The sequence below is a fragment of the Streptomyces pactum genome (genome assembly GCF_016031615.1).
GTDB classification, from domain to species: domain Bacteria; phylum Actinomycetota; class Actinomycetes; order Streptomycetales; family Streptomycetaceae; genus Streptomyces; species Streptomyces pactus.
Genome location: NZ_JACYXC010000001.1, coordinates 1,009,955 through 1,032,831, shown reverse-complemented (window position 1 = coordinate 1,032,831; position 22,877 = coordinate 1,009,955). Strand labels below are relative to the sequence as shown.

Genomic DNA, 22,877 nt, shown 5'->3' with positions numbered 1-22,877 from the left:
GGCGACGCTCGCGGCGGCGGTGGAGATAGGCGATCAAGACCACGAATCAGAGGCTTCTGACACCGGCGAGCACGCGGCCGAGTAGATGCGGGTCCACTCGCTCGGCCCGGGGAACCCTGCGCCCGGACGACGAAGGGCGGCTCGGGAACTGCTCTCTTTCGATCTCATGGAGGTGGCTCGTGGGGACGAGACTGATATCGGCCCACACGACCTTTCCGGGTAGATCCCGGGCCGGGTAGTAGCCCCAGTTCTTGCTCATCGTCGCGACCAGGAAGATCCCTCGTCCGCTCGTCGCCTCGACCCCGACCTCCTTCAGCAGGGGCGGCCGATCGTCGCGGTCCCATACCGACACTCTGACTGCTTCGGGGGCCATTTCCAGCAGCAACTCGAAGGTGTGCACCTTGCTATGTGGCGAGAACAGCGAGACCGGCTTATCGCCCTCTTTGGGGTGCTCCACAGCATTGGTGGTCAACTCCGAGACGACGAGCTGCACTATTTTCACGATGTCGGAAGGCACGCGCCAGGACGAGAGGACGTCGGCGGTGTGCAGCCGTGCCAAGCCCACGGCATTGGGTGTCGTGGCGAGCATCAGCCTGTTACGCGGGGGTAGTGCCTGGGACAGGGTGTGCCTCCGAATAGCGAGGGGAGCACGGCGTTTGTTCGCTGGCTCTCGCTTGTTTCGTGATGGGGACCAACTGACCCGGGATCGATGCATGAGCCCGCCACGTTCCTGCGGGTGACGGAAGTTCTCCACCGTTATCAACTTCCTTCCTCGGCCTCCGCAGGGTCCCATTCCGGTCACCGTCCAAGCCCGGCGTGACGAGGCCGAGAGATGCCGCATGCGGGCCTCGATCGAGTCGGGGGTGTAGTGGCTGGTTCGGCCGAGCCGACGGGCCCGCAGCAGATAGCGGCCGGCTCTCCGTCCGGGGAGACGGGCCGGGTCCAGGTGCCCTGTGAGGGCCAGTAGCCCGGTGCCTGGGCCGGTTGTCAGGGCGCTGCGGGTCAGCACGTCCAGACCTCCTGCCCGTCCCGGAACGGGAGTCAGCGGGGCGGTGGGGAAGTGGGACCAGACGATCTTCCCGTGCGGCTGGCGAGGATCGACGCCCCAGCGGGCGGCGAGGGCGGCGGCGATCACCAGGCCCCGGCCAGTCTCGGCTTCCGCGTCCGGTTCGGCGGGTTCGGGAAGGGGGCGGCGGACGTCGTGGCTGTCGTGGACTTCCAGACGGATCCCGTCGGTCTGGGCCTGCACGCGGACGAGGAAGCCGTGCTCGGCTTCGGTGCCGTGCGTGAGTGCGTTGGTGGCGAGTTCAGAGATGACCAGGCGGATGTCGCCGTTGTCGTCCAGGCCCCAGGTCCTCAGCGTCCGGGTGATGAAGTCACGTGCCGCTTTGACCGATTCGGGTCGGTGGTCGAAGAACAGCTGCGTCGCTTCAGGCATGGGTGCCTCGGGTGTCGTGGTCCAGAGCGGGGTCGGGACTGCGGTGGCGTGCTTGGTCCGGCCTGTGCCCAGCGGGGCCGGAGTCGGCCGAGCGGGCACCGCGGATCAGCAGCAGCCGGGCGCCGGAGGCGGTGATCCGCGTCTGCCGGGCGGCGGCTATCGCCTTCGTCCCCAGGTGGGAGAGGGCGGGCAGGACGACGCCGTAGGTGTCGTGCAGGTCCAGGACGTCCAGAAGACCGGTGAACGCGACCGACCAATTGGTGCCGGCCGTCCGTTCGATGAAGACCCCGTGCAGGACAAGCTCGTGTCGGCGGCAGTACTCGGCCAGAGCGTCGTGCAGGGCGGCCTGGCGGGTTGCGGAGACCTTCACCAGCCTCAGCAAGCCATAGACGACCGGGCCGCTGACGCCGCGATGCTCGGTGAGGGGCTCCATCGTCCGCAACCATCCAGAAAGTCCGGCAACTGCTGTCACCGGTCAGCCTGGCCCGGCCCCAACCACCGGGGAATGACCGTCTGCTGCACTTCCGTTGCACTTGCGTCACCCCACCCCGGTCGGACGTGCTTCGATGACGGCGGGAAGGGAGCGACGTGTGGCGACCGTGCACCACTGGACCGGGCTGGAGGCCAAGGCACTCCGCCTCGCGCTGCGGCTGAGCGTTCGCGCGTTCGCCGAACACCTCGGTGTCGGCGTGCGGACCGTCTCCAAGTGGGAGAAGTTCCAGGCGCTAACCGAGCCCCGGCCGGACACCCAGGCGATCCTCGACACGGCCTTGGCCCGCGCGGACGCCGCGGCCCATCTGCGGTTCGAGACGTTCCTGTCCGAGGCCGGAGGGCCCGGGGCGGAGACCGCAGGCCGGCGGGTGACGCCCGCCGGGCCGCTGGCCTGGGAGTACGAGTCGTGGACCGATGACCTCGACCGCGCCGTGGTTGCCCTGTCGAGGCAGGACTTCACTTTCGCCGAGAGCCTGATCAGCCGGTGGACCAGCCGCTTCACCCCGCTGCGGCTAGATGACCGGGGCCTGTATCTCTTCGCCCGCTCGACCGCCCTCCTCGGTGACCTCCAGCGCGACCAGGGCAGCGTGGTTGGCCCGCTGTCCGCCCAGCGTTCCTATGTCACCGCCAAATCGCTGTTCACCCAGCTCGACATCCCCCGCCGCATCGCCCAGCTCGACCTGTCCCTCGCCGTGGTCGCCGAGATGTCCGGGAAGCTGGAGACGGCCGCCCGCCAGTACGAACACCTCGCCGTCGACGACCGGCTCTCCCGCCGGGACCGGGCCAGATCCCGGCTGTGGGTGGGGACCGCGCTGAGCAAGGACGGCCAGCACGACTATGCGACTCGCGTGATGCTGGCCGCGACCCGCGACTTCGAGGACCTCGCCGAGCCGGAGGACTGGTCGGTGGCCCACCAGAAGATCGCCCTGGCCCATCGAGGCGCCGGCGACCTCTCCTCCGCCCTGCACTTCATCACCATCGCCCGCGGCACCGCCACCACCGACGCCCCCATGCAGAAGGTCCGTCTGGACACCGCCCACGGACACATCCTGCTGAGCGACCCCGCGACCCGCGATGATGGCCTTCACGTCCTCGACAAGGCCGCGACTATGGCCGCCCGCTTCGGGCTGTCCCACCAGCTGGCCAGTATCGAGAACATCAAGGCCATGAGCACGGGGCCGTCCGGCCCCGACAGCCGGTGACCAGGGAGACAACAAAAGTGGGCGACAACCAGCAGACCATCACTGAGGACCAGAGGCGCCAGGCCAAGCTGATCTGGGACTACCACCTCATGGGCCACCAGCTGCGGCAGGCCGACGTGGCGATCGGCCTGGGCAGCCACGACCGGGGCGTCGCCGCGACCTCCGCCGACCTTTATCACCGCGGCCTGTTTCCGACGCTGGTGTTCACCGGCGGAAACAGCCCCACCACCAAGGGCCGCTTCCCCCGCGGCGAGGCCGTCCACTTCCGCGAACACGCCATCGAGCTCGGCGTCCCGGACGAGGCGATCCTCGTCGAGCCCAACGCCGGGAACACCGGCCAGAACATCACCTTCACCCGCGACCTGCTGGCAGCCGCCGGCATCGTCCCGGCGACGGTGATGCTCGTCTCCAAGCCCTACATGGAGAGGCGGTCCTTCGCCACTGCCCGCAAGCTGTGGCCCGACGTCGAGATCGTGTGCGCGTCCGAGCCTTTGGAACTGGACGACTACTTCAAGAGCATCGGCGACGAGAAGCTCGTGGTGGACATGCTCGTCGGCGATCTCCAGCGAGTGATCGAGTATCCGAAGCAGGGCTTCGCCATCGCCCAGAACGTCCCGGAGGACGTGCATGCCGCATACGAGTCCCTCATCCGCGACGGCTTCACCAGCCGCCTCATCTCCTGACCAGCCCACCTATGGCGAGCTGTGCGCGATCCACCAGCCCAACCTGTTCCCGAGGCTGACCACCCTGGGCAAGCTGTTCGCGGCGGACACCAGGATCGACCTCGACGACGTCCAGTTCACCCGCCGCGACTACCAGCACCGCACCCGCCTGGCCGCCCTGGAGGACCCGCACCAGACCCGGTGGCTGTCCATCCCTACCCACCTGCCCCACGGCCGCCAGACCGCCATCCGGGACGCTCTGATCGCCGACCCCACCAAGGCCCGACGCCGGACCGAGGCGGTGATCCGCCAGGAATACCGGGCCAGCCCTCACTGGCCCGCCCTCCAGCAGGCTCTGGAACCGGTCTGGGCAGCGTTCGACACCGGCCGGACCGCCGCCGTCGCCGAGACCTCCACCCGCATCCTGCTGGACATCCTCGGCTGGACAGGCCGCGTCCTGACCGCAAGCGACCTGCCCGCCCGGTCCGACCGGTCCGAGCGGCTCGCCCACCTCACCACCGCCGCCGGAGCCACCACCTATCTGTGCGGCTCCGGCGGGATGACCTACCTCGATCCCATCCCGTTCACCGCCCGCAACATCGCCGTCGCCCCATTCCTGCCCCCGACCACCGGGATTTGGGCCTCCGCCCGGCACGTCACCTCCCTGTGGGCCTTGGCCCACCTCGGCCCCGCCGGCCTGACCGCCAGGCTCCGCGCCCTCAAGGCGGCGTTCGAGGCCGGTTCCCGCAACGCACGCGGCCAGATACTGGAGGAGACTTGGGCATCGGAGCCGCCTAGAAGCTTGCTCGCCGCCGTTAAGCAGGACACCCAGGTGGCCTGACCAGCCAGATCAGCGGAGCCCGTCACCGAATGACAGAGATCTCCGGAAGAGGCTGCTGCCATTCACCCAGTTCCGCGACGAGAACCCGGCGGGCCAGCCGCCGGGCCAGAGCCCAACCCTCGTCGGTGCACAGTGCATCCCTTGTCCAGCGATCAGCGTTCTCGTCACCGCTCATCCTGCTGAGGGTCACGTCGATCTCCTGATGGTCAGCCAAGACTCCGCGGGCGAGCTGTCCATCGGCCACCAGGACCTCGGCCATGCGGAAGGCGTGATCGAAGTCCAGGGCGATCTCGTCTGACATCACCGCATGCCTGGAACCAGGCCACCTGGGTCTGGGCATCAGCCGCCAACACTGCGAGTGACTCCATCAGCAGGCGCCGACGGAACGAAGGATCGGGGCTCTCCATCGCACGATCGTCGCACGCCAACTTCTGACAAGCCCACAGGCGAACATCCGGCTGAGCACACTTATCCGTACTTACCTGAGCACTTTCGCGTGTACGCCGACAGCATGGCTTTGTTCACGAGAACCGACAGCACCTGTACACGAGTTTGGGCAGCACTCGAAGCTCTTTAGAAATCGAACGGTTTATGACTTCAGGCAGAACGGGCCCCTGCCGAGAGTTCAGCAGAGGCCCACGGTACAGAGAGCTACGGAGGGCCGGTACCTGTCTTCGATGAGCGGCATGCCGGCCGACATCAGCTACCGTCTGCTGCCGGTCTGACGGCCCGGCCTCACTTCAGATGTCGGGTGAAGAACTGGGCCGCGGCGTTTCCCGCGAACTGCGGGACGCCGGTGTGCCCGCCCATATTGGCGTGCAGCGTCTTCTCCTTGGAGCCGAAGGCGTCGAACAGGTCCAGGGCCGCCTGCCGGTCGTTCCCTTCGTCGTCCCACTGCAGCAGGACGTGCAGAGGGATGGTGACCTGGCGGGCCTCCTCGAACATGGCGCGAGGGACGAAACTCCCGGCGAACAGAACAGCGGCCGAGATGCGCGGCTCGACCACCGCCAGCCGGGTCCCGATGGAGATCACTCCCCCCGAGTACCCGACCGGACCGCCGATCTCGGGCAGCGACAGGAGGGCGTCCAGGGCGGCCTGCCATTCCGGGACCGCCTTGTCGACCAGGGGGAGAATGAGGGCGTCGATGATCTCGTCGCTGACCGGTTCGCCGGCCTCCATGGCCCGGCGCAGGTCAGCGCGGGCCTGCTCGGCGGCGGGCAGGCGGGGCCGGTCGCCGCTTCCGGGGAGCTCGATGGTGGCCGTGGCGAAGCCCTCCGCCGCGGAATGCCGGGCCCGGGCCACCAGTCGGGGGTAGATCTTGCGCAGCCCGAGAGGAGGGTGGCCGAGCAGGATCAGCGGCGCCGGTGCGGATGCGGATGCGGGTGTCCACAGAATGCCGGGGATCTCACCGAGAGTGAATTCGCGTTCGAGGGCGCCGTCGTCGAGGCGCTGCTCGGAAGTGAAATGCATGGTCGTGCCTTTCGGGAGTGCACTGGAACGGCGCTCCCGGACGACCTGTCTATCGCCCGACCGTGACCCCGGAGGGGAGCACCCATGTCGATACTGCGTCCACGGGTACCACCTCCTCGATCTCTCGCACGGCGTCCGGAAACGTAGCAGTGGTCACCCTCGTCCGCCAACAGGATTTCGCGGAGTTTCCGTGACGCCGCCCCAGAGCCGCCACTCGGGAAGTGGGGCGCACTGGCGCTGTCGTTTCTCATGAACATCGAACACGACGCACCGCCGACGCCTCCCAAACTCGTGTACAGGTGCTGTCGGTTCTCGTGAACAAAGCCAACAGCAGACCGCACATCAGCAGGTGGACGGTGGTCCGGGTCCGCCGGGACGCGATGGAGGGCCGGGGCTGCAGCAGCGGGCCGCACCGGGGGCACCGGCCCCGTGCCCGCCGCCGGTGGGAGAGCCCGTGAGGAGCAGCAGGGCGACACCCGTCGTGACAAGCCGGACGTGCACCAGCCCGGTGACGCAATCCACCCCGGAGAACGAGACCAGCGTCACGAAGTGCGCGGGCATGCGAGCATGCCGGCCGCGAACACCGGGACGGACGCGACGAGCACGGCCGTCACCCCGACCCTCCATTGGTGGCCGAGGTCCCCGGGTGGTGGCCTGGACGGCGGTTCCGGCCGTCAACGCTGCCAGGCCGACCCTGACTTGGGTCGCCGGTAAGTGGTCTGGGGGGCCGCTTGGGAGCCACGCCCCTTGAAAAGCCCTGATCAGAGGCTGTTCCTTGAGGGGCAAGATCAGTGCCCCGCAGCACCGCGGTGGAGATCCGGCCGCCCCGCGCCCGGTGAACAGCCGCGCGGTGTGCTGCCCCACGTGCTCGGCACGAGTCGTGCCGTCCCACCCGACCTTGTCCGGTGTGCAGGTCAGGGACAAGGTCGGGTGGGACAGCCCGGGGCGGGGCACCGCCGTCGGTGGTCGCCGGTACCGAGGAGCGCCGGCGCCGAAGAGCGGGGCGACCGGCGGCTCACCCGGCTCGGCGTCTCCGCCGGTCAGGCCGTCGCAGGCGACAAGGCCCCTGGGACGGGACACCGTACCCCGGTACCCCGGCGGCTCCGCGCGGCGGCGCACCGCCTTCGACCTGGCCCGGCGGAGCGTCGGGCCCGCCGGGTGGGATGGCCGCCGGCCGCGTCACGCGGGGAAGGCGATGGTGCTCATCAGCGCGTTGGCCTCCTGCCTGGAGTCCAGGCGCGTGTGCTGGACGACGATGGGGACGTCGCTGGTGACGACCAGGCAGTAGTCGGTGCCGGCGGGGATCCGCTCCGGCCGGCTGAGGTCGTTGATGCGCTGGTGGAAGGCGCGCCGGGGGGCTATGGGGAGGACGAAGGGGCCCGCGGGCTCGCGGTCGGTGAAGTAGACGTACACCTCGACGCGTGCCTCGGTGTCTCCCGCGTTCAGCATGCAGATGCTGTCGTGGCTGGTCATCTCAGGTTCGGGCCCCGAACTGCGGGGCGGGATGTAGCCGTCGGCGACGACCCAGGTGGTGGATCCGACGGGGGTCGGGCGAGGGTGCATGGGGTTCCTCTCGGGTTGTGGTCCGGTCCTCGGGTGAGGAGGTCTTGTCGGGCGTTCGGCCGGCGGCGTCAGAAGTCGTTGGCGCCCCGGGCGGTGAGGCCGCCATCGACGTGCAGATGGGTGCCGGTGACGTAGCTGGACTTGGGTCCGAGCAGCCAGTCAACGGCCTCGGCGATCTCCTCGGGACGCGCGAGTCGGCCCAGGGGGATCTGCGTCCGGGCGCGGTGACCGATGTCGTCGTGCGCGCCGGCGGCGACATCGAGCAGGGGCGTCGCCGTGGCGCCGGGGACGACGCCGTTGACGCGGATGCCGGATGCCGCGTAGTCGATGGCGAGGGCCCTGACCAGGGCGGAGACGCCGCCCTTCGAGCTTCCGTAGGCGCTGTTGGCCCCTCCGGCGAAGCCCACGAACGCGGAGGGGGACGAGATGCAGACGATCGCCCCGGGGAGCTGCTGGTCCAGCAGGAGCCGGATTCCGTCGCGGCAGGTGAGGAAGGTGCCGGTGAGGTTGACGTCGATGACCTTCGCCCACTCGGCGAGGGTGGTGTCGTGCGCCTTCTGCGCGATCTCGATGCCGGCGTTGGCGACGATCCGGGTGGGAGTGCCGAGGGACGCGCGGCATTGCGCGTAGGCGTCGGCGACGGCGCTCTCGGACGAGATGTCGGCGGTGACGGCCAGCGTCCCGAGAGCCCCCCGTTCTCTCGCTTCCGCGGAGACCGCCTCCACAGCGGCTCTGTCCTTGTCCACCAGGGCGAGGGGGCGTCCGGCCGATGCCTGCAGGAGTGCGATGGCCCGTCCGATGCCGGATCCCGCGCCGGTGATGAAGGTGATGTCGTTCCGCATCGTGGTCTGCCTCCGGATGGTTCGTGCGATGCCGTGTGCCCGCTGAGGGGACTGTGCTACGGGTTCCCCGCCGCGCCTGGTCCGGCGGTCCGCCGGGCGCGTCACGGGCCGGGCGGGCCGGGGGTCACGGAAGGGGTGGGGGGAGCGGGGCGCGGTCAGGACGGGAGTCCTGGGGTGCCGGCGCACCGCTCATGTCCTCCAGTTCGCGGTTCGTCGTCTCCCGTACGCCGAAGTGGACCAGCAGCCAGGAGAGCACCGCCATGACCGCGTACAGGGCGTAGCCGCCGGGCAGGGACATCTCCCGCAGGGACGGGAAGGAGAGGTTGACCCCCACGCCGGAGATCCAGTTGACCGACGCGGCCAGCGCGAGCGCGACCCCGCGGATGGAGTTGGGGAACATCTCGCCCAGCAGGACCCACACCACCGGCCCCCAGGAGACGGCGAAGGACACCACGAACGCGTTCGCCGCGACGAGGGTCAGCGGTCCCCATATCCCGGGGAGCGTCAGCTCCTCGCCCGCCGTGACGGCTTGCGAGAACCCGAGGCTCACCATGAGGAGGCTGGCCGCCATGCCGATCGAGCCGGAGAGCAGCAGACGGCGTCGGCCGACCCGGTCGATGAGCGCGATCGCGGCCACCGTCGCCAGTACGTTGATCAGCGAACTCAGGACGGAAAGGCCGAACGAGGCGGACTCGCCGAATCCGACCGACTTCCACAGGGACGTGGAGTAGTAGAAGATCACGTCGATGCCGACGAGGGCTTGGAGGGCGGCGATGCCGATGCCCACCCAGACGATGGGGAGCAGCCCGGTCCGGCGGGAGAGCAGGTCCCGGAAGCGGGGGCGGCGCTCGTGGAGGACGGTGGCGTCCATCCGGGCGACGGCGTGCTCGGCCTGGCCGTGCGGGACCCCGTGCAGGCCGGCCAGGACACGGACGGCCTCTTCCCGGCGTCCTCGGGATGCCAGATAGCGCGGGGATTCGGGGATGCGCAGGGAGACGATTCCGTAGACGAGTGCGGGAACCGTCCCGGCGATGAACATCCACCGCCATGCGGGCAGCCCGAGGAACAGGTCGGCGTCCGCGCCGCCGAGCAGGGCGGCGATGAGGGAGTCGGAGAGGAGGGCGGCGAAGATCCCCAGCACGATGGCCATTTGCTGGAGGGAGGACAGCCGGCCGCGGGCGGAGGCGGGCGCGATCTCGGAGATGTAGAGGGGGCCCAGGACCGTCGCGAATCCGACGGCGACGCCCGTCAGCAGGCGCCATACCGTCAGGTCCCAGAGGCTCGACGCCGTTCCGCAGCCGACCGATGAGGCGGCGAAGAGGAGGGCGGCGACTCCCATGACCCTGGTTCTCCCGATGCGGTCGGCCAGCCATCCGGCGAGGAGCGCCCCGACGGCCGCTCCCAGCAGGGTGACGGCGACAACGGTGCCGAGAGTGACCGAGTCGAGGGCGAAGTTCTTCTCGATGGGGTCCACGGCCCCGTTGATCACGGCCGTGTCGAAGCCGAAGAGGAAACCGCCCACGGCCCCTGCGGCGGAGATGAGGACGACCCGGCGCGATGGTGTGCCGGCTGGAGGGGCGGTGGGGGCCGTGGCCGTGTGCTCGTCAGGCATGGGCTTTCCTTGCTCTTGGTGCGGTCGGGACGGTTCACCCGGGTGACTGCCTTGGGGTGGGACGGGTTCGGGCGCTGGATGCCGCAGTCCTCGTGGGCTCGCGTGACCGGACCGGTCGGGTGCGGCCGGTCAGCTGGGCCTCGGATCGTGCGCCGGGCGCCGGTCCGGGAGGGCCGCGAGGGTCCGGGCGGCTGTTCTCATCGCCCGTGCCGCCGCGTCGGTGACCGCGGCCCACCGCCGCTGGGCGAGCAGGTGCGGTGCGACCATCCAGCTTCCGCTGACGGCGGGCACGCAGGGCAGCGCCAGGTAGCGGGCCATGGTGTCGGCGTCCAGGCCGGCGGAGGGCATGAAGGAGACGCCGGGGAAGGGGCCCGCCAGAGCGGAGATCGCGGCGGGGCCGCCCAGGAGGCCGGCGGGGAAGAACTTCACCTCGGCCAGCCCCCGTTCGACCACGGCCATGAGCTCGGAGGCGGTGGCCACACCGGGCAGTGCCGGAACCGTCAGGGCCCGTGCCCGATCGAGGACACCGGCCGACACCCCGGGGCTGACCACGAACTCGGCGCCCGCCGCAACGGCCTGGTCCACCTGGTCCGGGCGGAGGACCGATCCGGCGCCCACGCGCATGCCGGGCAGCGTCGAGAGCCGGCGGATGCCGGGGAGGCCCGCCGGCGTGCGCAGCGTGATCTCGGCGGTGTCGATACCCCCGGCCAGCAGCGCCTCACCCATCGGCAGGGCGTGGTCGGGGTCCTCCAGCACCACCACGGGGAGGACCGGGCACCGCCCGAGCAGCGGTCCCGCACCGTCCTTCGGGGAGCGCGCGGGCGTGTCCGCGGGGCTCATCGCACGACCTCCGCGCCAAGGACGCGGTCGGCGAGTTCCGCCCGGGTGGGCAGCCCTTCCCAGTCGCCCGCGGTTGCGCTGACGGCCGCGCCCAGGGCGTTCCCGGTGCGCAGGCTCTGCACCGGCGGCAGCCCGCGCAGGAGTTCGGCCAGGTATCCCCCGGCGAAGGCGTCCCCGGCTCCCACCGCGTCCACGACGGTCACGGGGCGCGCGGGCTCGTGGACGAGGGCGCCCTCGTGCGCGGCGACCGCCCCGAGCGCTCCCAGTTTCACCACGGCCGTGTCCGGGCCGAGGGCGCACAGGGCGGCGGCGAGCTCCTTCCCGTCGCTCACGGTGGGTTCACCCGGCGGCGTGCGTCCCAGGAGCAGTGCCGCCTCTTCGGGACCGGCGAAGACCAGGTCGGCCGCGGCGGCCAGGCTCCGGAGCACGGGGGCCGCGGTGGCGTCCGGCCACAGGGTGCGGCGGTGGTTGACGTCGAAGGAAACGCGGGTGCCGCTGCCACGGGCGCTCTCCACCGCCCGGTGGAGAGCGGCCAGGGGTTGCGAGCCGAGGGCGGCGGTGATCCCGGTCAGGTGGAGGAGGTCCGCGCCGGCGATCGCCGGCGCGGCCCGGTCAACATCCGCCGGGGAGAGCTTCGAGCCGGCGCTGCCGCGCCGGTAGTAGCGGACGCGCCGGGGCCGCCCCGCCCGCATCTCCTTCAGCAACAGCCCGGTCGGCGCGCGGGGATCCGTCTCGGAGAGGACCCGTACCCCCTCGGCCCGGAGCTCCCGGACCACCAGACGGCCGAGGTCGTCGTCGCCGACGCGGCCTATCCAGGTGCCGACCGCGCCCAACCGGGTGACGGCCACCGCGACGTTGGACTCCGCGCCCCCGATGCCGACCCTCAGCGGGCATCCCGGGCCGGGCCGGTTCGCCGTGGTGGGTGTCAGCACCGCCATCGTCTCGCCCAGCGTCACCACGGAACCGGTGCGGGCGTCGTTCATGGTCTTCCTCCCTTTCCGGCCGGGCTACGGCCGCAGCAGCGCGGTCGCGTCGGCGTAGCGGGCCAGAGCCTCCGGGTCCAGGCCGATCCCGAGGCCGGGAGTGTCGGGGACGGCCAGCATCCCGTCGGCGTCCAGGCGCCAGGGGGTGGTGGTGATGGCGTCCACGTAAGGGGACCCGGTGACGTACTCGACCAGGTCGGTGTCGGGCAGGGCCGAGGCGAGCTGCAGATCGGCGGCGAGTCCGACGGCGGTGTTCCAGCCGTGCGGGATCAACCGCACACCGTGGTCCTGCGCCGCCCATCCGATGCGGCGCTGCTCGCTCAGGCCACCGACCTTCGTCACGTCCGGCTGGACGATGTCGAGGGCACCGGCCTCCAGCCAGGGAAGGAAGCTCTGCCGCCTGGTCAGCACCTCGCCCCCGGAGATGGCGACCTCGGCCTCGCGGCGCAGGTGGACGTAGTCGTCGAGGGCGTCGGGGCCGAGCGGCTCCTCGAACCAGGCGACGTCGTAACGGTCGAGCATGCGAGCGGTGCGCAGCGCCCACTTGTAGCCGTTCGACCAGGCGCTGTCGCTGCCACCCGCGTCCACCATCAGCAGAGCGTCGGGTCCGATGGCCGCTCTGGCAGCGGCCACGATCCGCTCGTCGAGGTCGTCGCTGACCCGTCCGAAGGGGCCCCAGCCGATCTTGAAGGCCGTCCAGCCCTGTTCGGCGAGCCCTTCCAGCCGCTCCGCCAGGATCTCGGGCCGGTCCATGAGCAGGGACGCGTAGGGGCGGACGCGCTCGCGGTACCGCCCGCCCAGCAGGCGGCCGACGGGCTGGCCGGTGACCTGGCCGAGCACGTCCCACAGGGCCATGTCGATGCCGCTGATGGTGTGCGTCACCGTGCCGCCGCGACCCATCCAGAACGTGGCCCGGTGCAGACGCTCCGAGAGCCGCTCCGGCTCCGTGGCCTCCTTGCCGATCAGCAGCGGGCGCAGGATGTCGAGGGCGCCGCGGACCAGCGCCTCGCTGGTGAACACGCTGCCGATGCCGATCGGTCCCTCGTCGGTGTGGACCGCCACCAGGGTGTGGACGACGTCGTCACGGGTGAGTTCCTCCTGCCATCCGCCTGCCGGGGTGGCGCCCCGCAGGCCGGCCGCGCGTATGTCGATGATCTTCATGGGGTCCTGATTCGTCGTGAACGGTTCCGGGGCGGCTCTGGGGGTGCCGGCCGGACGGTCGATGAGCCGGGCGGTGTCCTGACCGCCCGGGGCCGGGCCCTCGCGGAGGGGGCACCGGTGCCGGGGCGTCGGGGTCCGGCGTGTCGGCACCGGCCGTCCGGGACGGGCGGTGCTGTGGTGCGGGACACTAAGCCCCCGGATGGCAGATGGTCAACCATCTGCCAGTCAGCTATCGTAAGTCCGGCGCCCGCACTCGGCGGGCCCCTTTCATCCAGGGGGATGGGACACAAGTGACGCGCTCGATGCCCACATCGGCGCCTCCGGCGTCGCGCAGGGAGTGGGTCCTCAACTGGCTCCGGCAGGCCATCGCGACCGGCGAGATGAAACCCGGCGACCGCCTGGTCGAACGGGAGCTGTCGGCCCGCTCCGGGGTCAGCCGCGGCCCCGTGCGGGAGGCGATCATGATTCTGGAGCAGGAAGGGCTCGTGGTGACCCACCCCTACCGGGGGGCCGAGGTCGCCGGGATCTCGCAGCGCGAGGTACGGGAGGTGCTCGTACCGATCCGGCTGACCATCGAGCGCTTCGCCTTCCGCGAAGCCGCCGGGAGCCGCCCGCCCGAGCTGCTCGACCGCCTCGAACGGCTCGTCGAGGAGATGTCCTCCGCCGCCGGGAAGGAGGGGGCCGCGGAGCGCCTGGCGGATCTCGACGTGGCGTTCCACGAGGCGGTCATCGCCGCGAGCGGACACACCCAGGCGCTTCAGATCTGGCGCACGCTCCAGCCCCGGGTGCGCGCCTACTTCGTGCGGGACGCACCCGCGCACCCCTCGCCGGAGGAGATCCCCCGGCAGCACCGGGCCCTGCTCTCGGCGCTGCGGTCCGGCACGGTGGAGGAGGCGGACCGCGTCCTCAGCGAGCACATCCAGACCTACCTCGGCGACGACGTCCCGGGGGAGCGCCCGGAGTCCCAGGCCTGACCGGCGGCCCGGAAGCGGTTGCGGCGAGCACGACGTCCGACGCGCCCCGCCCCGGACCGTTCGCCGCGGGCGCGGGCAGCCCCCGGGCCTCGCACGCCTGGACGGTGACGACCGGCGGCGCGCCGCCGGAGCCGGGCCGGCGGGGACCCGAGCACCGAGGAGGACGCCGGCACCGTCGATGGCCCCGTCCTCCGCCGCGGGCGATCCGCGGACAGGCGGGTACCGGGCGACGCGCGGCCCGCGGCCGCCCCCCACAGCCCGGCGCGTCCGGCGGCGGCCCGGCCCCCGCCGGCCCCGCCGGCGCTCCTACGCCAGCTCGGCGAGAAGGCCGTCCAGGGCCTTCGCGAGGGCCGCGGCGTTGGCCGGATCGAACCAGGTGGTGCGGATGCGCTCGTTGTTGCCCCCGGGGGTCTCGTGATCGGTGGCGAGCCGCTGCAGGGAGCGGGCCTCGTCGCCCAGGGAGCGGCCGACGGTCTCGAAGAGGCCGCGCACGTACCGGTCGGCGGCGCCGGGGTCGATGCCGTGGCCGGCGGCCCACGAGGCGAGGGTGGTGAGGTAGGCGTAGTGGGCGGTGAGCGTCCCGGTCAGTGCGGAGAAGACGTTGAAGGCGCCCTCGTCCGCGACGGGGAGCGCTCCGCCCAGCTGCGCGAAGAGAGCGTCCACCACCGGGTGGGAGGGGCAGGTCACGGTGACGGAGCGGCGCTCGCGCACGGCGGGCAGCGGGATGGCGCGGACGATCGGGGCGCCGGTGGCGAGGGTCCGCCGCAGGTCCTCGGTGGCGACGCCGGCCATCAGGCTGACCACGGTCCTGCCGCCGTCCACCGTCAGCCCGGCGAGCGCCTCGCGGTGGTCCTGGCGGCGCACGGCGATGATCACCACCTCGGAGCGGTCCACCACGTCCTGGTTGCCGGCGCACACATGGACGCCTTCGAAGCGTTCGGAGAGTGAGGCGGCGGTGCGGGCCCCCCGGGGGGAGAGGAAGACCTCCGGCGACGCCCCGCCCCCGTGGCGCAGGCCCTCGACGACGGCCCGGCCGATCTCGCCCACTCCCATGATGCCGATGCGCTGCATCGAGTTCTTCCTCTCCGGTGCGGATGGGTGATGCCGTGTGCCGGTGCGGTTCCGTCCGGCCGCGAGGGGCCGCCGCCGGCGTCTGGTGTGCGGAGCCGGACGCAGCCGGCGCCTCACGCCGGCCGTGGTCTCCGCCACAGCAGTACGACCGCGACCAAGCCCGCCAGGCAGGGGGCCATCCCGGCCCAGCCCAGCTCCGGCGGCAGTCCGGTCTCGCCCGAGGTGTCCTCGGTCAGCAGCCCGGTCAGTCCGACGCCGGTCCCGATCACGAACAGCGCGGTCGCGGCGGGGCGGGCCCACCGCTTGCCCGCCCTGAGGGCCCAGGCCGCCGTGAGCCAGGCCAGGACGCCGAGCGCCCCGATCGCGGTCAGCACGACCAGGTAGGTGGTGACGGCCGAGTCGATCCGTGCCGGGGAGTAGCCGGGGTAGCCGGCCCGGATGCGGTCGGCCAGCAGATGGGTGGTGCCGCGGTCGGCGTACGGGGCGAGCGTCGCGAGGACGGTCAGTGCCAGACCCGCGTACATCGCTCCCAGCGCCCCGCGGGCCCGGGGTGGGTTCGTCATCAGGGTGCTTCTTTCCTCACGGGGCGGTCAGGGCGATGCCGTGGTCGCTGTACCGGGCCCGGGCCACCTGGGCCCCGGTGCCGGGCACGGCGGCGTCGATGTCGCCGAGGCCGGTCGGGCCGGACGCGGATCGAGGGCGGTTGCGGCCAGGTGGGAGACCCGGGGGACCGTCGGGCCCGAGGGCGGGGGACATGCGTTCCTCCGTCACTTCGCCAGGGCCGTGCGGAGGAACGCGAGGATCTCCGCCTGGGCGGCCTCGGCCTGTGGTTCCACACCGGGCAGGGTCAGGAAGGCGTGCGGTGCTCCGGGGTATTCGGAGAGCCGCACGGGCGTGCCGGCCGCGCGCAGCCGTTCGGCGTAGCGGCGGCCGTGGTCGGCGACCGTCCCGGGTGGGCACCACCACGAGCGCCGGGGCGAGCCCGCTCAGGTCGTCCGCGTACAGCGGCGAGACCGCGCGGGCGTCGGCTCCCCGCGGGACGGCGAGCCGCCGGAAGAACCGCAGGAGCGGCAGGGCCCGGGTCGGGCTGTAGGCGTACTCGGTCGTCGAGGGGTGGTCGAGCATCGTGTCGGTCACGTCGGTCACGGGGTTGACCAGGACCTGCGCCGTGAGCTCCAGGCCGGCCTCCCTGGCTCGGATGGCCGCCAGCGCGCTGATCAGCGCGCCGCAGCTCTCGCCGAAGACGGCCACACGCGCCGGGTCGGCCCCCCACCGAGCGGCGTTCCGCACCACGTGCCGGAGCACGTCCCAGCCGTCGTCGGCGGCGTCCGCGAGCGGGCTGCCGGGGGCGAGGAGGCGGTGCTCGACCGAGACGACCAGGGCGGGCAGCCGCGCGGCGAGGTGGCTGCTGGTCCAGTCGCACTGCGCCGCCGTGCCCACGAAGCCGCCTCCGTGGACATGGACCACAAGAGGCAGGCGGGTGGCGACCGCGGGCTCGCCGTCCCCCGCCGGGGTCGGCCGGTACACCCGGACCGGCAGGTCGCGGCCGGGGAGCGCGATCTCCTGCCAGTCGATCGCGGCGCCGGCGTGCGGCTCTCCCAGGAGGGTCCGCGCCGCGCCGGAGGCCCGGAAGCGGTTCTCAGCGTCGCGATAGTCGAGCAGTTCCGCGGTCGTCATCGCCGAAAAGTCCGGCTCGGGCGGCCGTATCGCGGTCGTGCTGTCCCTCATGCCCTTCTCCCCTCCTGGTCGGACGCCGGGGTGTGCCGTCGTCGTGCCCGGACCCCGGCCCGTGCGGTGCACTCATTATGCACGCGGTGCGTGCAACAACAAGTGCATGAGCAAGTGCATGAGTTAGGCTGAGCCTGGACGAGAGGGGCGGGATGACGGGCCGAAGGCGATGGTCAACCGAGGAGATCCTGGACACGGCGGTGGAGATGCTGCGCACGGGCGACGCCGGGTCGTTCAGCGTGCGCAGGCTCGCCGCGGCGCTCGGGACCGACTCCTCCAGTCTCTACCGGCACTTCCGCAACAAGACCGAACTGCTGCGCGCGGTCGCCGACCGGATCCTGCTGGCCGCCATGGACGGCTACCGCCCCGAGGGCGACTGGAAGCAGCGCATCACCGCCCTGGCCCTGCGCCTGCGCGAGGCGTTCGGCGAGCACCCCCAGCTCGCCGCGGTGTGGGGACGCTACGGGTCCGGCGGCACCGGCTCCCGGTTGCTCATGGAGGAACTGCTCCAGGCCCTGCGCGCCTCCAGCCTGCCCGACGCGGAGATCCCGCTGCGATACCACCGCATCGTGGTCGTCCTCGCCGCGCTGATCACCTCCGAGGCGGGTATCGGCTCCCTCACCTCCGATGAGTACGAACAGGCCATGGAGCAGTTCCGCGTCGCGGTACTCGGCGCCGACCCCGAACGCTTCCCCGCCCTGGCCCACTACGCCCGCGACATCCGCCCCCTCGGGGCGGACCGCCGCGCCGCGTTCGAGGAGACGCTCGCCGCCCAACTCGCCCACACCGAGGCCCGGCTCCCCTGACGTGCCCGGTCGCGCGCGCCCGCGCCCGGACCGCGCCGCCGCCGGACACCGGGCGCCGGAGGCCGGGGCGGGGGAGCGGCAGAGCAATCCGCTGCGGCCCTACGCGAACGGCGAGCCGTCCGCCGCCGGCCTCTCCGCGCGCGTGGTGCCGTCGGCCGGCTCGGGAACTGTGAGCAGGGCTGCGACGTTCCGAACGAGCTGGTGGGCTCCCTACCAGGCACCTGAGTTCAGCTCCTGAGCGGGCGGGGTGCGCGAGCGGACCACCTGCGGTGGACCGGCGGACTCCGCCCGCACCCCCGCCGTCAGGCGACGGTGGGGAAGACAAGGAGCCGCGAAGGGGAACCCGGGGGTGCGGCGGCGGAGCCCGGAGCGGCAGGCAGCCAGGTGACGGGCCTGGTGAGCCCGCACCCGCCGGGGCCGCTCAGCCGTGCGTGCGGGCCGGGCTCCGGAGGTGGCCGCCCTCCACCGTCCTGCGGCACCGACCCGCCCGCACCGGCCCGGCCGGCGTCCCCCGTACCCGCCGGGTCGGCGCCGGCGGGTGCGCCGAGGTGAGCCGGCCGTCGCCCGCCCGGCCGCGTGCCGCCGGCCACCGCCCGGCCGCGTGCCGCCGGCCACCGGCCGCCCGTGTGCCGCCGGCCGGCGCCGGTGCCCCGGCGTCCGAGGAACCCTCAGGAGAGCGTGCCCGGCCTCACGGGGCGGCGGGGGACGAGGGCGGCGGTACGGGGACGCGGGTCACGACGCGCCCTCTTTCGTCCTCCACGACCAGGGCGGTGATGGCGTCCTTGGGCATCGCCGTCATCATGCGGGTGGAAACCTTCTCGTGGGAGACCACGCGGACACTGCCGCCGGGCGCCCGCGTGCCGTCGGCATCGACGGTCATCATCCGGTAGGTCTCTCCCGTGGGGAGCCCCGACAGCACCACGGGCACCTCGGTGCCCCAGGGACGGTCCACCATCTTCCCCTCACGGACCAGCGTGACGGGCGTGGAGGGCGGCGGCTCCTGGCCCGAGGTGGAGACCAGGACCGCCGCGGCCACCGCGAGGACGGCGGCGGCCCCCAGCGCGATCCGGCGCCGTGGTCGCCGAACGGCCGGCCGGCCGGCGACCACGGCACGGCGGACGCGTTCGCCCACCTCCGCGGAGGGGCGCGCGGGGGGCGCGGGGACGCGGGTGCCGCCCCGGTCCGGCAGCGGGTCGGCCCGCCGCAGTTTGCGGACCACGTCGCCGAGTTCGGGAGCCTCGCGCGCGCACCGGGGGCACCGGTCGAGATGACGGACCAGCTCCGGCGGCAGCGGCGTGCCCAGCAGCATGTGCTCGGTCAGCAGCCCGAGGAAGGGGACGCACGGATCGTTCATGGCGCCAGCCATCCGTTCTCCTCCAGGACGCGGCGCAGGGCCCGCACGCCGTAGTACAGCCGACTGCGCATGGTGGCCGCGGGAACCCCCAGCTCCGCGGCGAGTTCGGCGCAGGTGCGCCCGCCGAAGTACACCTCCACCACCGCCTCCCGTTGCTGCGGGCTGATCTGTTTCAACGCCTCGTCGAGCTGGATACGTTCGACCAGCTGGTCCACCGCGTCAACCGCCGGGGGCGGCTCCGGCACGGTGTCCCACGAGGAGTGGCCGGCGCCCTCGCGGGCCGTGCGGCGCCGCATGGCGTCCACCACCGCGTTCCGGGCGATGGAGAACAACCAGGTGCGCATGCTGCCCCGCCGGGGATCGAACCCCTGGGGCGCCCGCCAGGCACGGAGGAAGGTCTCCTGCAGCACGTCCTCGGCGAGCTGCCGGTCCCCCAGCGCCTTGCAGGCGAAGCCGAAGAGCTCACCGCCGTACAGGTCGTAGGCGGCCTGTACCTCGCGCTCGGTCCGCAGCCCGCCGGGCTCTCTGTCGTTCGGTGCGAGCCGGTTCCGCAGCCATCGCACAGGGCTGCCGCTCACCGATACGGCCATCCGCGTCCGGTCCGCCACGGCACCATGGAGCTTCCCCTCGAAGACGATGTGGTCTTCAGGGAATACGCGGCTCCGGCCCGAAGTGTTGACCGGGGCCGAGGAATTCTCCCGGTGCGGCCGGCGGCGCCCCCGCGCCCGGTCCGGCCGGGGCGGCGCGGAGGCACCCGCGGTCCGGGCCTGCGCGCGGCGGAGCCCGCCGGGAAGGCCCGGGGGCGGGGCCCGCCGGCCCCCGCCCCGTGACACCGCCCGTGACATCCGGGCGCCGCCGGTGACACCCGGGCGCGCCGCCGGCCCGCCGGGGCCGGACCGGCCGGCGGATGCCGCCGGCGGCGACGGCCGGCCGGTCACCCCGGCGGGCCGTCGCCGGGAACGCGGAGCAGCCCGGCGGCCGGCGGGCCGGCCGGTGTCACCCGAGCGTTCGGGTCACCTTCAGGGCCCGCACGTCAACCTGGGCGACGGTCAGGTCCTCGTTCAGCACCCAGGCCGTCCGGGAGTCGGCACTGAAGCTGATCGCCTGGCGGGGCCCCTTGACGCCTGTCACGGTGCCGATCACGTCGCCGCTGCCGGGTTCGACGGCGGTCAGCGAGTTCCCCTTGAGGTTCCCCGAGAGCAGGACCGTCTCGTCGGGGGAGAGCGCCGCGCCGTAGGGAGACTGCCCCACCGGCACCTTCGCCAGCGTGTCGCCGGATCCGGTATCGACGATGGACACCGTGTGGTCACCGCTGTTCGCGGCGTACAGCCGGGTGCCGTCACGGCTGATGGACAGCCCCCGCACCTGGTTGAAGCCGGTGATCTCCTTCAGCTTCACCGGCGTCTCCTCCGGCCGGTCCGGCCTGGTGTCCAGCACGGTGATCCGGCTGTCCCTGCCGCCGTCGAAGTTGGTGACGTACAGCTTGTCGCCCGCGGGCGAAAGCTGCACCCCCTGGCGCGGCTCGGAGAACCCGGTGACGACGTGCTCCGGCCTGCCGTTGGCGAGGTCCACGACGGTGAGCGTGTCCGCCGCCTGGTTGTTGGCGTACAGGCGCCCGCCGTCCCGGGTCTGCGCCGTGCCGAAGACCCCGGCGCCGAGCGGCAGGCGCTCGGTGACCCGGAAGGTCTTCCGGGATATCCGGTCCACGACGCCGAGCGTGCTGTCCGAGACGAGGAAGTCCTTGCCGTCGGGGGAGAACAGAATGCTGCGCGGGGTCACGTGCCCCTTGATCTCGGCGATCCGCCGGCCGCTGCGCAGGTCGAGGACGACCAGCCGGCCGACCTGGGAGTTGGTGGCCACGGCGATCTTCTCGTCGGGGCTGACCGCCATGCTGTTGTTGCCGATGCCGCCGTCGAACGGCGCGCGGACCCCGTCCACGGCGCCGTTGTACGCGCCGAACGCGACGACGGAATGACGGCTCTTCCCGAGAAGGGCGTCCGCGTTCGCCGAAGCCAGTGACACCGGCAGGGCCAGGAGGGTCACCGCGGTGGTGCCGAGCAGCACACGGCGGGAAAGCCTGGAGTTCTTCATGTCCGCTTCTTCCTCGTCATCGATGTCCCGTCGCCGCGGGCACCGGAGTGGCCACGCGTGTCAGCGGCAGGGGGTGTTCCCGTGCCGGCCCGACGGGTACCTGCGAGGGATACGCGCCGGCGGGGCGTCGTGTTGAAGGCGGCGCCAGGTCTCTTCCGCCGGGTCGGAGGGACGGGGCGGGACGCACCTCGTGCCCCGCCGGGCCGGCGGGACGGGACGCACGTCGTGCCGGAGGGAGCGAGCGGGACCGGCAGACCCGTAGGGGGCACCCCTTCGAACGCCGGCGGCCGTCGGGGCCCCGGCGGAACGCGGTCCGCCGGCGGTGCCGTGGGGAGGAGCGGAGCCTACCGGCGAGCGGGGCCGCCGGCCGGGTCCGTACGTCGGCGGGGGCTCGCCGTCCGCGTGGCGGCCGCGGCCGCCACGGCCGTGGCCAGCGGGTCGCGGGCCGGGCGGCCCAGCAGGTCCGTGAGGTCGGGGGTGGTGCCGTCCAGGAAGCCGTGCCGGATGCCGGTGGCGATCGAGGCCAGCATGGGCGGCTGGAACGGCAGGAGGCCGGGCATCTCCTCACCGAGCCGGCGCCGGTACTCGCCCAGGCCGATCGCACGGTGCGGCACCCCGAGCCGGTCGGCCACCTGGCCCGCCGTGATCGGTGTGCCGACGAGGTCGTGGACGCGCCCGCTGTGGGCTGCCGGATCCGCCGCGACGATCGCCGCCGCGTCCGCGAGGTCCTCCCGCACGACCGCGGCCAGGGCGCCGTCGCCGAACGGGGACTCCACCGCGTCCCCGGCCCACATCAGCAGGCCCCCGAAGAGTTCGGCGTACAGGCCGTTGCGCAGAATCGTCCAGGACGGACCGCAGGCCCGCACGAGGCGTTCGGTGGCCCGGTGCGCCGGTGCGAAGCCGAGATGGTCGCCGGCGGTGGTCACGCTCGTGTAGACGACGTGGCGGACGCCGTCGCGGGATGCGGCGTCCAGGACCGCCGCGTGGCGCCGGATGACGTGGTCGTCCTCGGCGTAGCCGGCGGAGACCAGCACCAGGGTCGCCACCCCGGTGAGGTCCAGGCTCGCCGGGTCGTCGAAGTCGAGACGCCGCGTCCCCTCGCCCGGCGTGCGGCTGCCGCCCGTCGCGGCGGCGCCGCGGGCGCGCAGCGCCGCCAGGTGGCCGAGCCCAGGTGCCCGTTGGCTCCTGTCACCCACACCGGGGTAACCGGCCCCGCCGATCTCGCGCCCTGCGGCCGCGAGGACCACCCCGACTGCGGCATCCGCGACGTCCTGGACCGCCTCGGCCCACCGGCCACAAGAAGGCACTTCGATGTCACTCACGCCGACAAGTGGTCGGTGCTGGTGATCGTCGAACTCGCGGGCGGGCCCCGCCGGTTCCGCGAGCTGCAGCGCGCCATCGACGGCATCTCCCAGCGGATGCTCACCCTCACCGTGCGCCGGCTCGAACGTGACGGTCTGGTGCTGCGCACCGTGTACCCGACCGTCCCGGCCCAGGTCGATTACCGTCTGACCGGGACCGGGGCCGGCCTGACCCACCTGGTCAAGGCGCTCGCCGACTGGTCGCTCGCCCACCGTGCCGTCATCGCCGAGGCACGGAGCGCGTACGACCGGACCCACCCCGAGCACGACATCCGCTGACGTCCGGTGCCCCGGCCGGACGGCCCGCCCGTCCCGGGCCCGGCCGGCCGCGCCGGTCGTGCGCAGCGGGCCGGAGGCCACCGGCACCGCGGGCCGGGTACTGCCGG

23 protein-coding genes and 1 pseudogene are annotated in these 22,877 nt (G+C 72.6%); 6 read left to right on the top strand and 18 right to left on the bottom strand.

Annotated features, from left to right (window positions below):
- Positions 1-46: 46 nt before the first annotated feature.
- Complete coding sequence (locus tag IHE55_RS30685) at positions 47-1,438, bottom strand: ATP-binding protein (RefSeq protein WP_232265446.1); 1,392 nt, start codon at positions 1,436-1,438, stop codon at positions 47-49.
- Entirely contained in the window at positions 1,431-1,871 is a 441-nt protein-coding gene (locus IHE55_RS04085) for a hypothetical protein (protein ID WP_197987765.1), read from the bottom strand. Before IHE55_RS04085 ends, IHE55_RS30685 begins: the two co-directional genes overlap by 8 nt.
- Before the next feature lie 157 nt (positions 1,872-2,028).
- Here IHE55_RS04085 and IHE55_RS04080 point away from each other — a divergent pair, with 157 nt between their 5' ends.
- Genes IHE55_RS04080 through IHE55_RS04070 form a run of 3 tightly spaced genes read left to right on the top strand, consistent with a single transcriptional unit; the run spans position 2,029 to position 4,635 of the window.
- Positions 2,029-3,132, top strand: a complete 1,104-nt coding sequence (locus IHE55_RS04080; protein WP_197987764.1) for a helix-turn-helix domain-containing protein — start codon at positions 2,029-2,031, stop codon at positions 3,130-3,132.
- A 17-nt stretch (positions 3,133-3,149) separates the two neighbouring features.
- Positions 3,150-3,815 carry a YdcF family protein gene (locus IHE55_RS04075; protein ID WP_197987763.1) on the top strand — a complete coding sequence of 222 codons (666 nt, stop codon included), beginning with the start codon at positions 3,150-3,152 and terminating at the stop codon, positions 3,813-3,815.
- Positions 3,760-4,635 carry a WbqC family protein gene (locus IHE55_RS04070; RefSeq protein ID WP_197987762.1) on the top strand — a complete coding sequence of 292 codons (876 nt, stop codon included), beginning with the start codon at positions 3,760-3,762 and terminating at the stop codon, positions 4,633-4,635. Before IHE55_RS04075 ends, IHE55_RS04070 begins: the two co-directional genes overlap by 56 nt.
- 22 nt (positions 4,636-4,657) lie before the next feature.
- Here IHE55_RS04070 and IHE55_RS04065 read toward each other — a convergent pair whose 3' ends face one another.
- The 8 genes from IHE55_RS04065 to IHE55_RS04030 form a co-directional block, all read right to left on the bottom strand.
- The gene (locus IHE55_RS04065) at positions 4,658-4,936 is read right to left on the bottom strand and encodes a hypothetical protein (protein ID WP_197987761.1); all 279 of its coding nucleotides are present in this window, start codon (positions 4,934-4,936) and stop codon (positions 4,658-4,660) included.
- Between the two features lie 434 nt (positions 4,937-5,370).
- Positions 5,371-6,105 (bottom strand): dienelactone hydrolase family protein, encoded by a 735-nt coding sequence (locus IHE55_RS04060; protein ID WP_197987760.1) that lies wholly within the window; start codon positions 6,103-6,105, stop codon positions 5,371-5,373.
- Between the two features lie 1,179 nt (positions 6,106-7,284).
- A complete protein-coding gene (locus tag IHE55_RS04055; protein ID WP_197987759.1) occupies positions 7,285-7,668 on the bottom strand; it encodes a sensory rhodopsin transducer in 384 nt (127 codons plus the stop codon).
- A gap of 68 nt (positions 7,669-7,736) precedes the next feature.
- Positions 7,737-8,510 carry an SDR family NAD(P)-dependent oxidoreductase gene (locus IHE55_RS04050; protein ID WP_197987758.1) on the bottom strand — a complete coding sequence of 258 codons (774 nt, stop codon included), beginning with the start codon at positions 8,508-8,510 and terminating at the stop codon, positions 7,737-7,739.
- A gap of 124 nt (positions 8,511-8,634) precedes the next feature.
- Entirely contained in the window at positions 8,635-10,122 is a 1,488-nt protein-coding gene (locus IHE55_RS04045; RefSeq protein WP_197987757.1) for a sugar porter family MFS transporter, read from the bottom strand.
- A 129-nt stretch (positions 10,123-10,251) separates the two neighbouring features.
- Positions 10,252-10,962 carry a bifunctional 4-hydroxy-2-oxoglutarate aldolase/2-dehydro-3-deoxy-phosphogluconate aldolase gene (locus IHE55_RS04040; protein ID WP_197987756.1) on the bottom strand — a complete coding sequence of 237 codons (711 nt, stop codon included), beginning with the start codon at positions 10,960-10,962 and terminating at the stop codon, positions 10,252-10,254.
- Positions 10,959-11,945, bottom strand: coding sequence for a sugar kinase (locus IHE55_RS04035; RefSeq protein WP_197987755.1), 987 nt, complete (start codon positions 11,943-11,945; stop codon positions 10,959-10,961). The genes IHE55_RS04040 and IHE55_RS04035 overlap by 4 nt, the downstream gene beginning before the upstream one ends.
- Positions 11,946-11,969: 24 nt before the next feature.
- On the bottom strand, positions 11,970-13,106 hold the full coding sequence (locus tag IHE55_RS04030; RefSeq protein WP_197987754.1) for a mandelate racemase/muconate lactonizing enzyme family protein: 1,137 nt from the start codon (positions 13,104-13,106) through the stop codon (positions 11,970-11,972).
- Between the two features lie 302 nt (positions 13,107-13,408).
- Here IHE55_RS04030 and IHE55_RS04025 point away from each other — a divergent pair, with 302 nt between their 5' ends.
- A complete protein-coding gene (locus IHE55_RS04025; protein ID WP_197987753.1) occupies positions 13,409-14,080 on the top strand; it encodes a GntR family transcriptional regulator in 672 nt (223 codons plus the stop codon).
- A 306-nt stretch (positions 14,081-14,386) separates the two neighbouring features.
- Here IHE55_RS04025 and IHE55_RS04020 read toward each other — a convergent pair whose 3' ends face one another.
- The 4 genes and pseudogenes from IHE55_RS04020 to IHE55_RS04005 form a co-directional block, all read right to left on the bottom strand.
- Positions 14,387-15,151 (bottom strand): NAD(P)-binding domain-containing protein, encoded by a 765-nt coding sequence (locus tag IHE55_RS04020; protein WP_197987752.1) that lies wholly within the window; start codon positions 15,149-15,151, stop codon positions 14,387-14,389.
- A gap of 113 nt (positions 15,152-15,264) precedes the next feature.
- Complete coding sequence (locus IHE55_RS04015; RefSeq protein ID WP_232265443.1) at positions 15,265-15,714, bottom strand: hypothetical protein; 450 nt, start codon at positions 15,712-15,714, stop codon at positions 15,265-15,267.
- Positions 15,715-15,730: 16 nt separating this feature from the next.
- Positions 15,731-15,907, bottom strand: coding sequence for a hypothetical protein (locus IHE55_RS04010; RefSeq protein ID WP_197987751.1), 177 nt, complete (start codon positions 15,905-15,907; stop codon positions 15,731-15,733).
- 11 nt (positions 15,908-15,918) lie between these two features.
- Positions 15,919-16,879, bottom strand: a pseudogene (locus IHE55_RS04005) (alpha/beta hydrolase).
- Between the two features lie 152 nt (positions 16,880-17,031).
- Here IHE55_RS04005 and IHE55_RS04000 point away from each other — a divergent pair.
- Entirely contained in the window at positions 17,032-17,685 is a 654-nt protein-coding gene (locus tag IHE55_RS04000; protein ID WP_197987750.1) for a TetR/AcrR family transcriptional regulator, read from the top strand.
- A 688-nt stretch (positions 17,686-18,373) separates the two neighbouring features.
- Here the strand turns inward: IHE55_RS04000 and IHE55_RS03995 are convergent.
- The 4 genes from IHE55_RS03995 to IHE55_RS03980 form a co-directional block, all read right to left on the bottom strand.
- Positions 18,374-19,051 (bottom strand): hypothetical protein, encoded by a 678-nt coding sequence (locus IHE55_RS03995; protein WP_197987749.1) that lies wholly within the window; start codon positions 19,049-19,051, stop codon positions 18,374-18,376.
- Complete coding sequence (locus IHE55_RS03990) at positions 19,036-19,617, bottom strand: sigma-70 family RNA polymerase sigma factor (protein WP_307826504.1); 582 nt, start codon at positions 19,615-19,617, stop codon at positions 19,036-19,038. Before IHE55_RS03990 ends, IHE55_RS03995 begins: the two co-directional genes overlap by 16 nt.
- A 418-nt stretch (positions 19,618-20,035) precedes the next feature.
- A complete protein-coding gene (locus IHE55_RS03985; protein ID WP_197987748.1) occupies positions 20,036-21,130 on the bottom strand; it encodes a YncE family protein in 1,095 nt (364 codons plus the stop codon).
- Positions 21,131-21,474: 344 nt separating this feature from the next.
- Positions 21,475-22,326: a Rossmann-fold NAD(P)-binding domain-containing protein gene (locus tag IHE55_RS03980; RefSeq protein WP_307826503.1), complete on the bottom strand. Its 852-nt coding sequence runs from the start codon at positions 22,324-22,326 to the stop codon at positions 21,475-21,477.
- Here IHE55_RS03980 and IHE55_RS03975 point away from each other — a divergent pair.
- On the top strand, positions 22,309-22,770 hold the full coding sequence (locus tag IHE55_RS03975) for a winged helix-turn-helix transcriptional regulator (protein WP_197987747.1): 462 nt from the start codon (positions 22,309-22,311) through the stop codon (positions 22,768-22,770). The genes IHE55_RS03980 and IHE55_RS03975 overlap by 18 nt on opposite strands.
- Positions 22,771-22,877 lie beyond the last annotated feature (107 nt).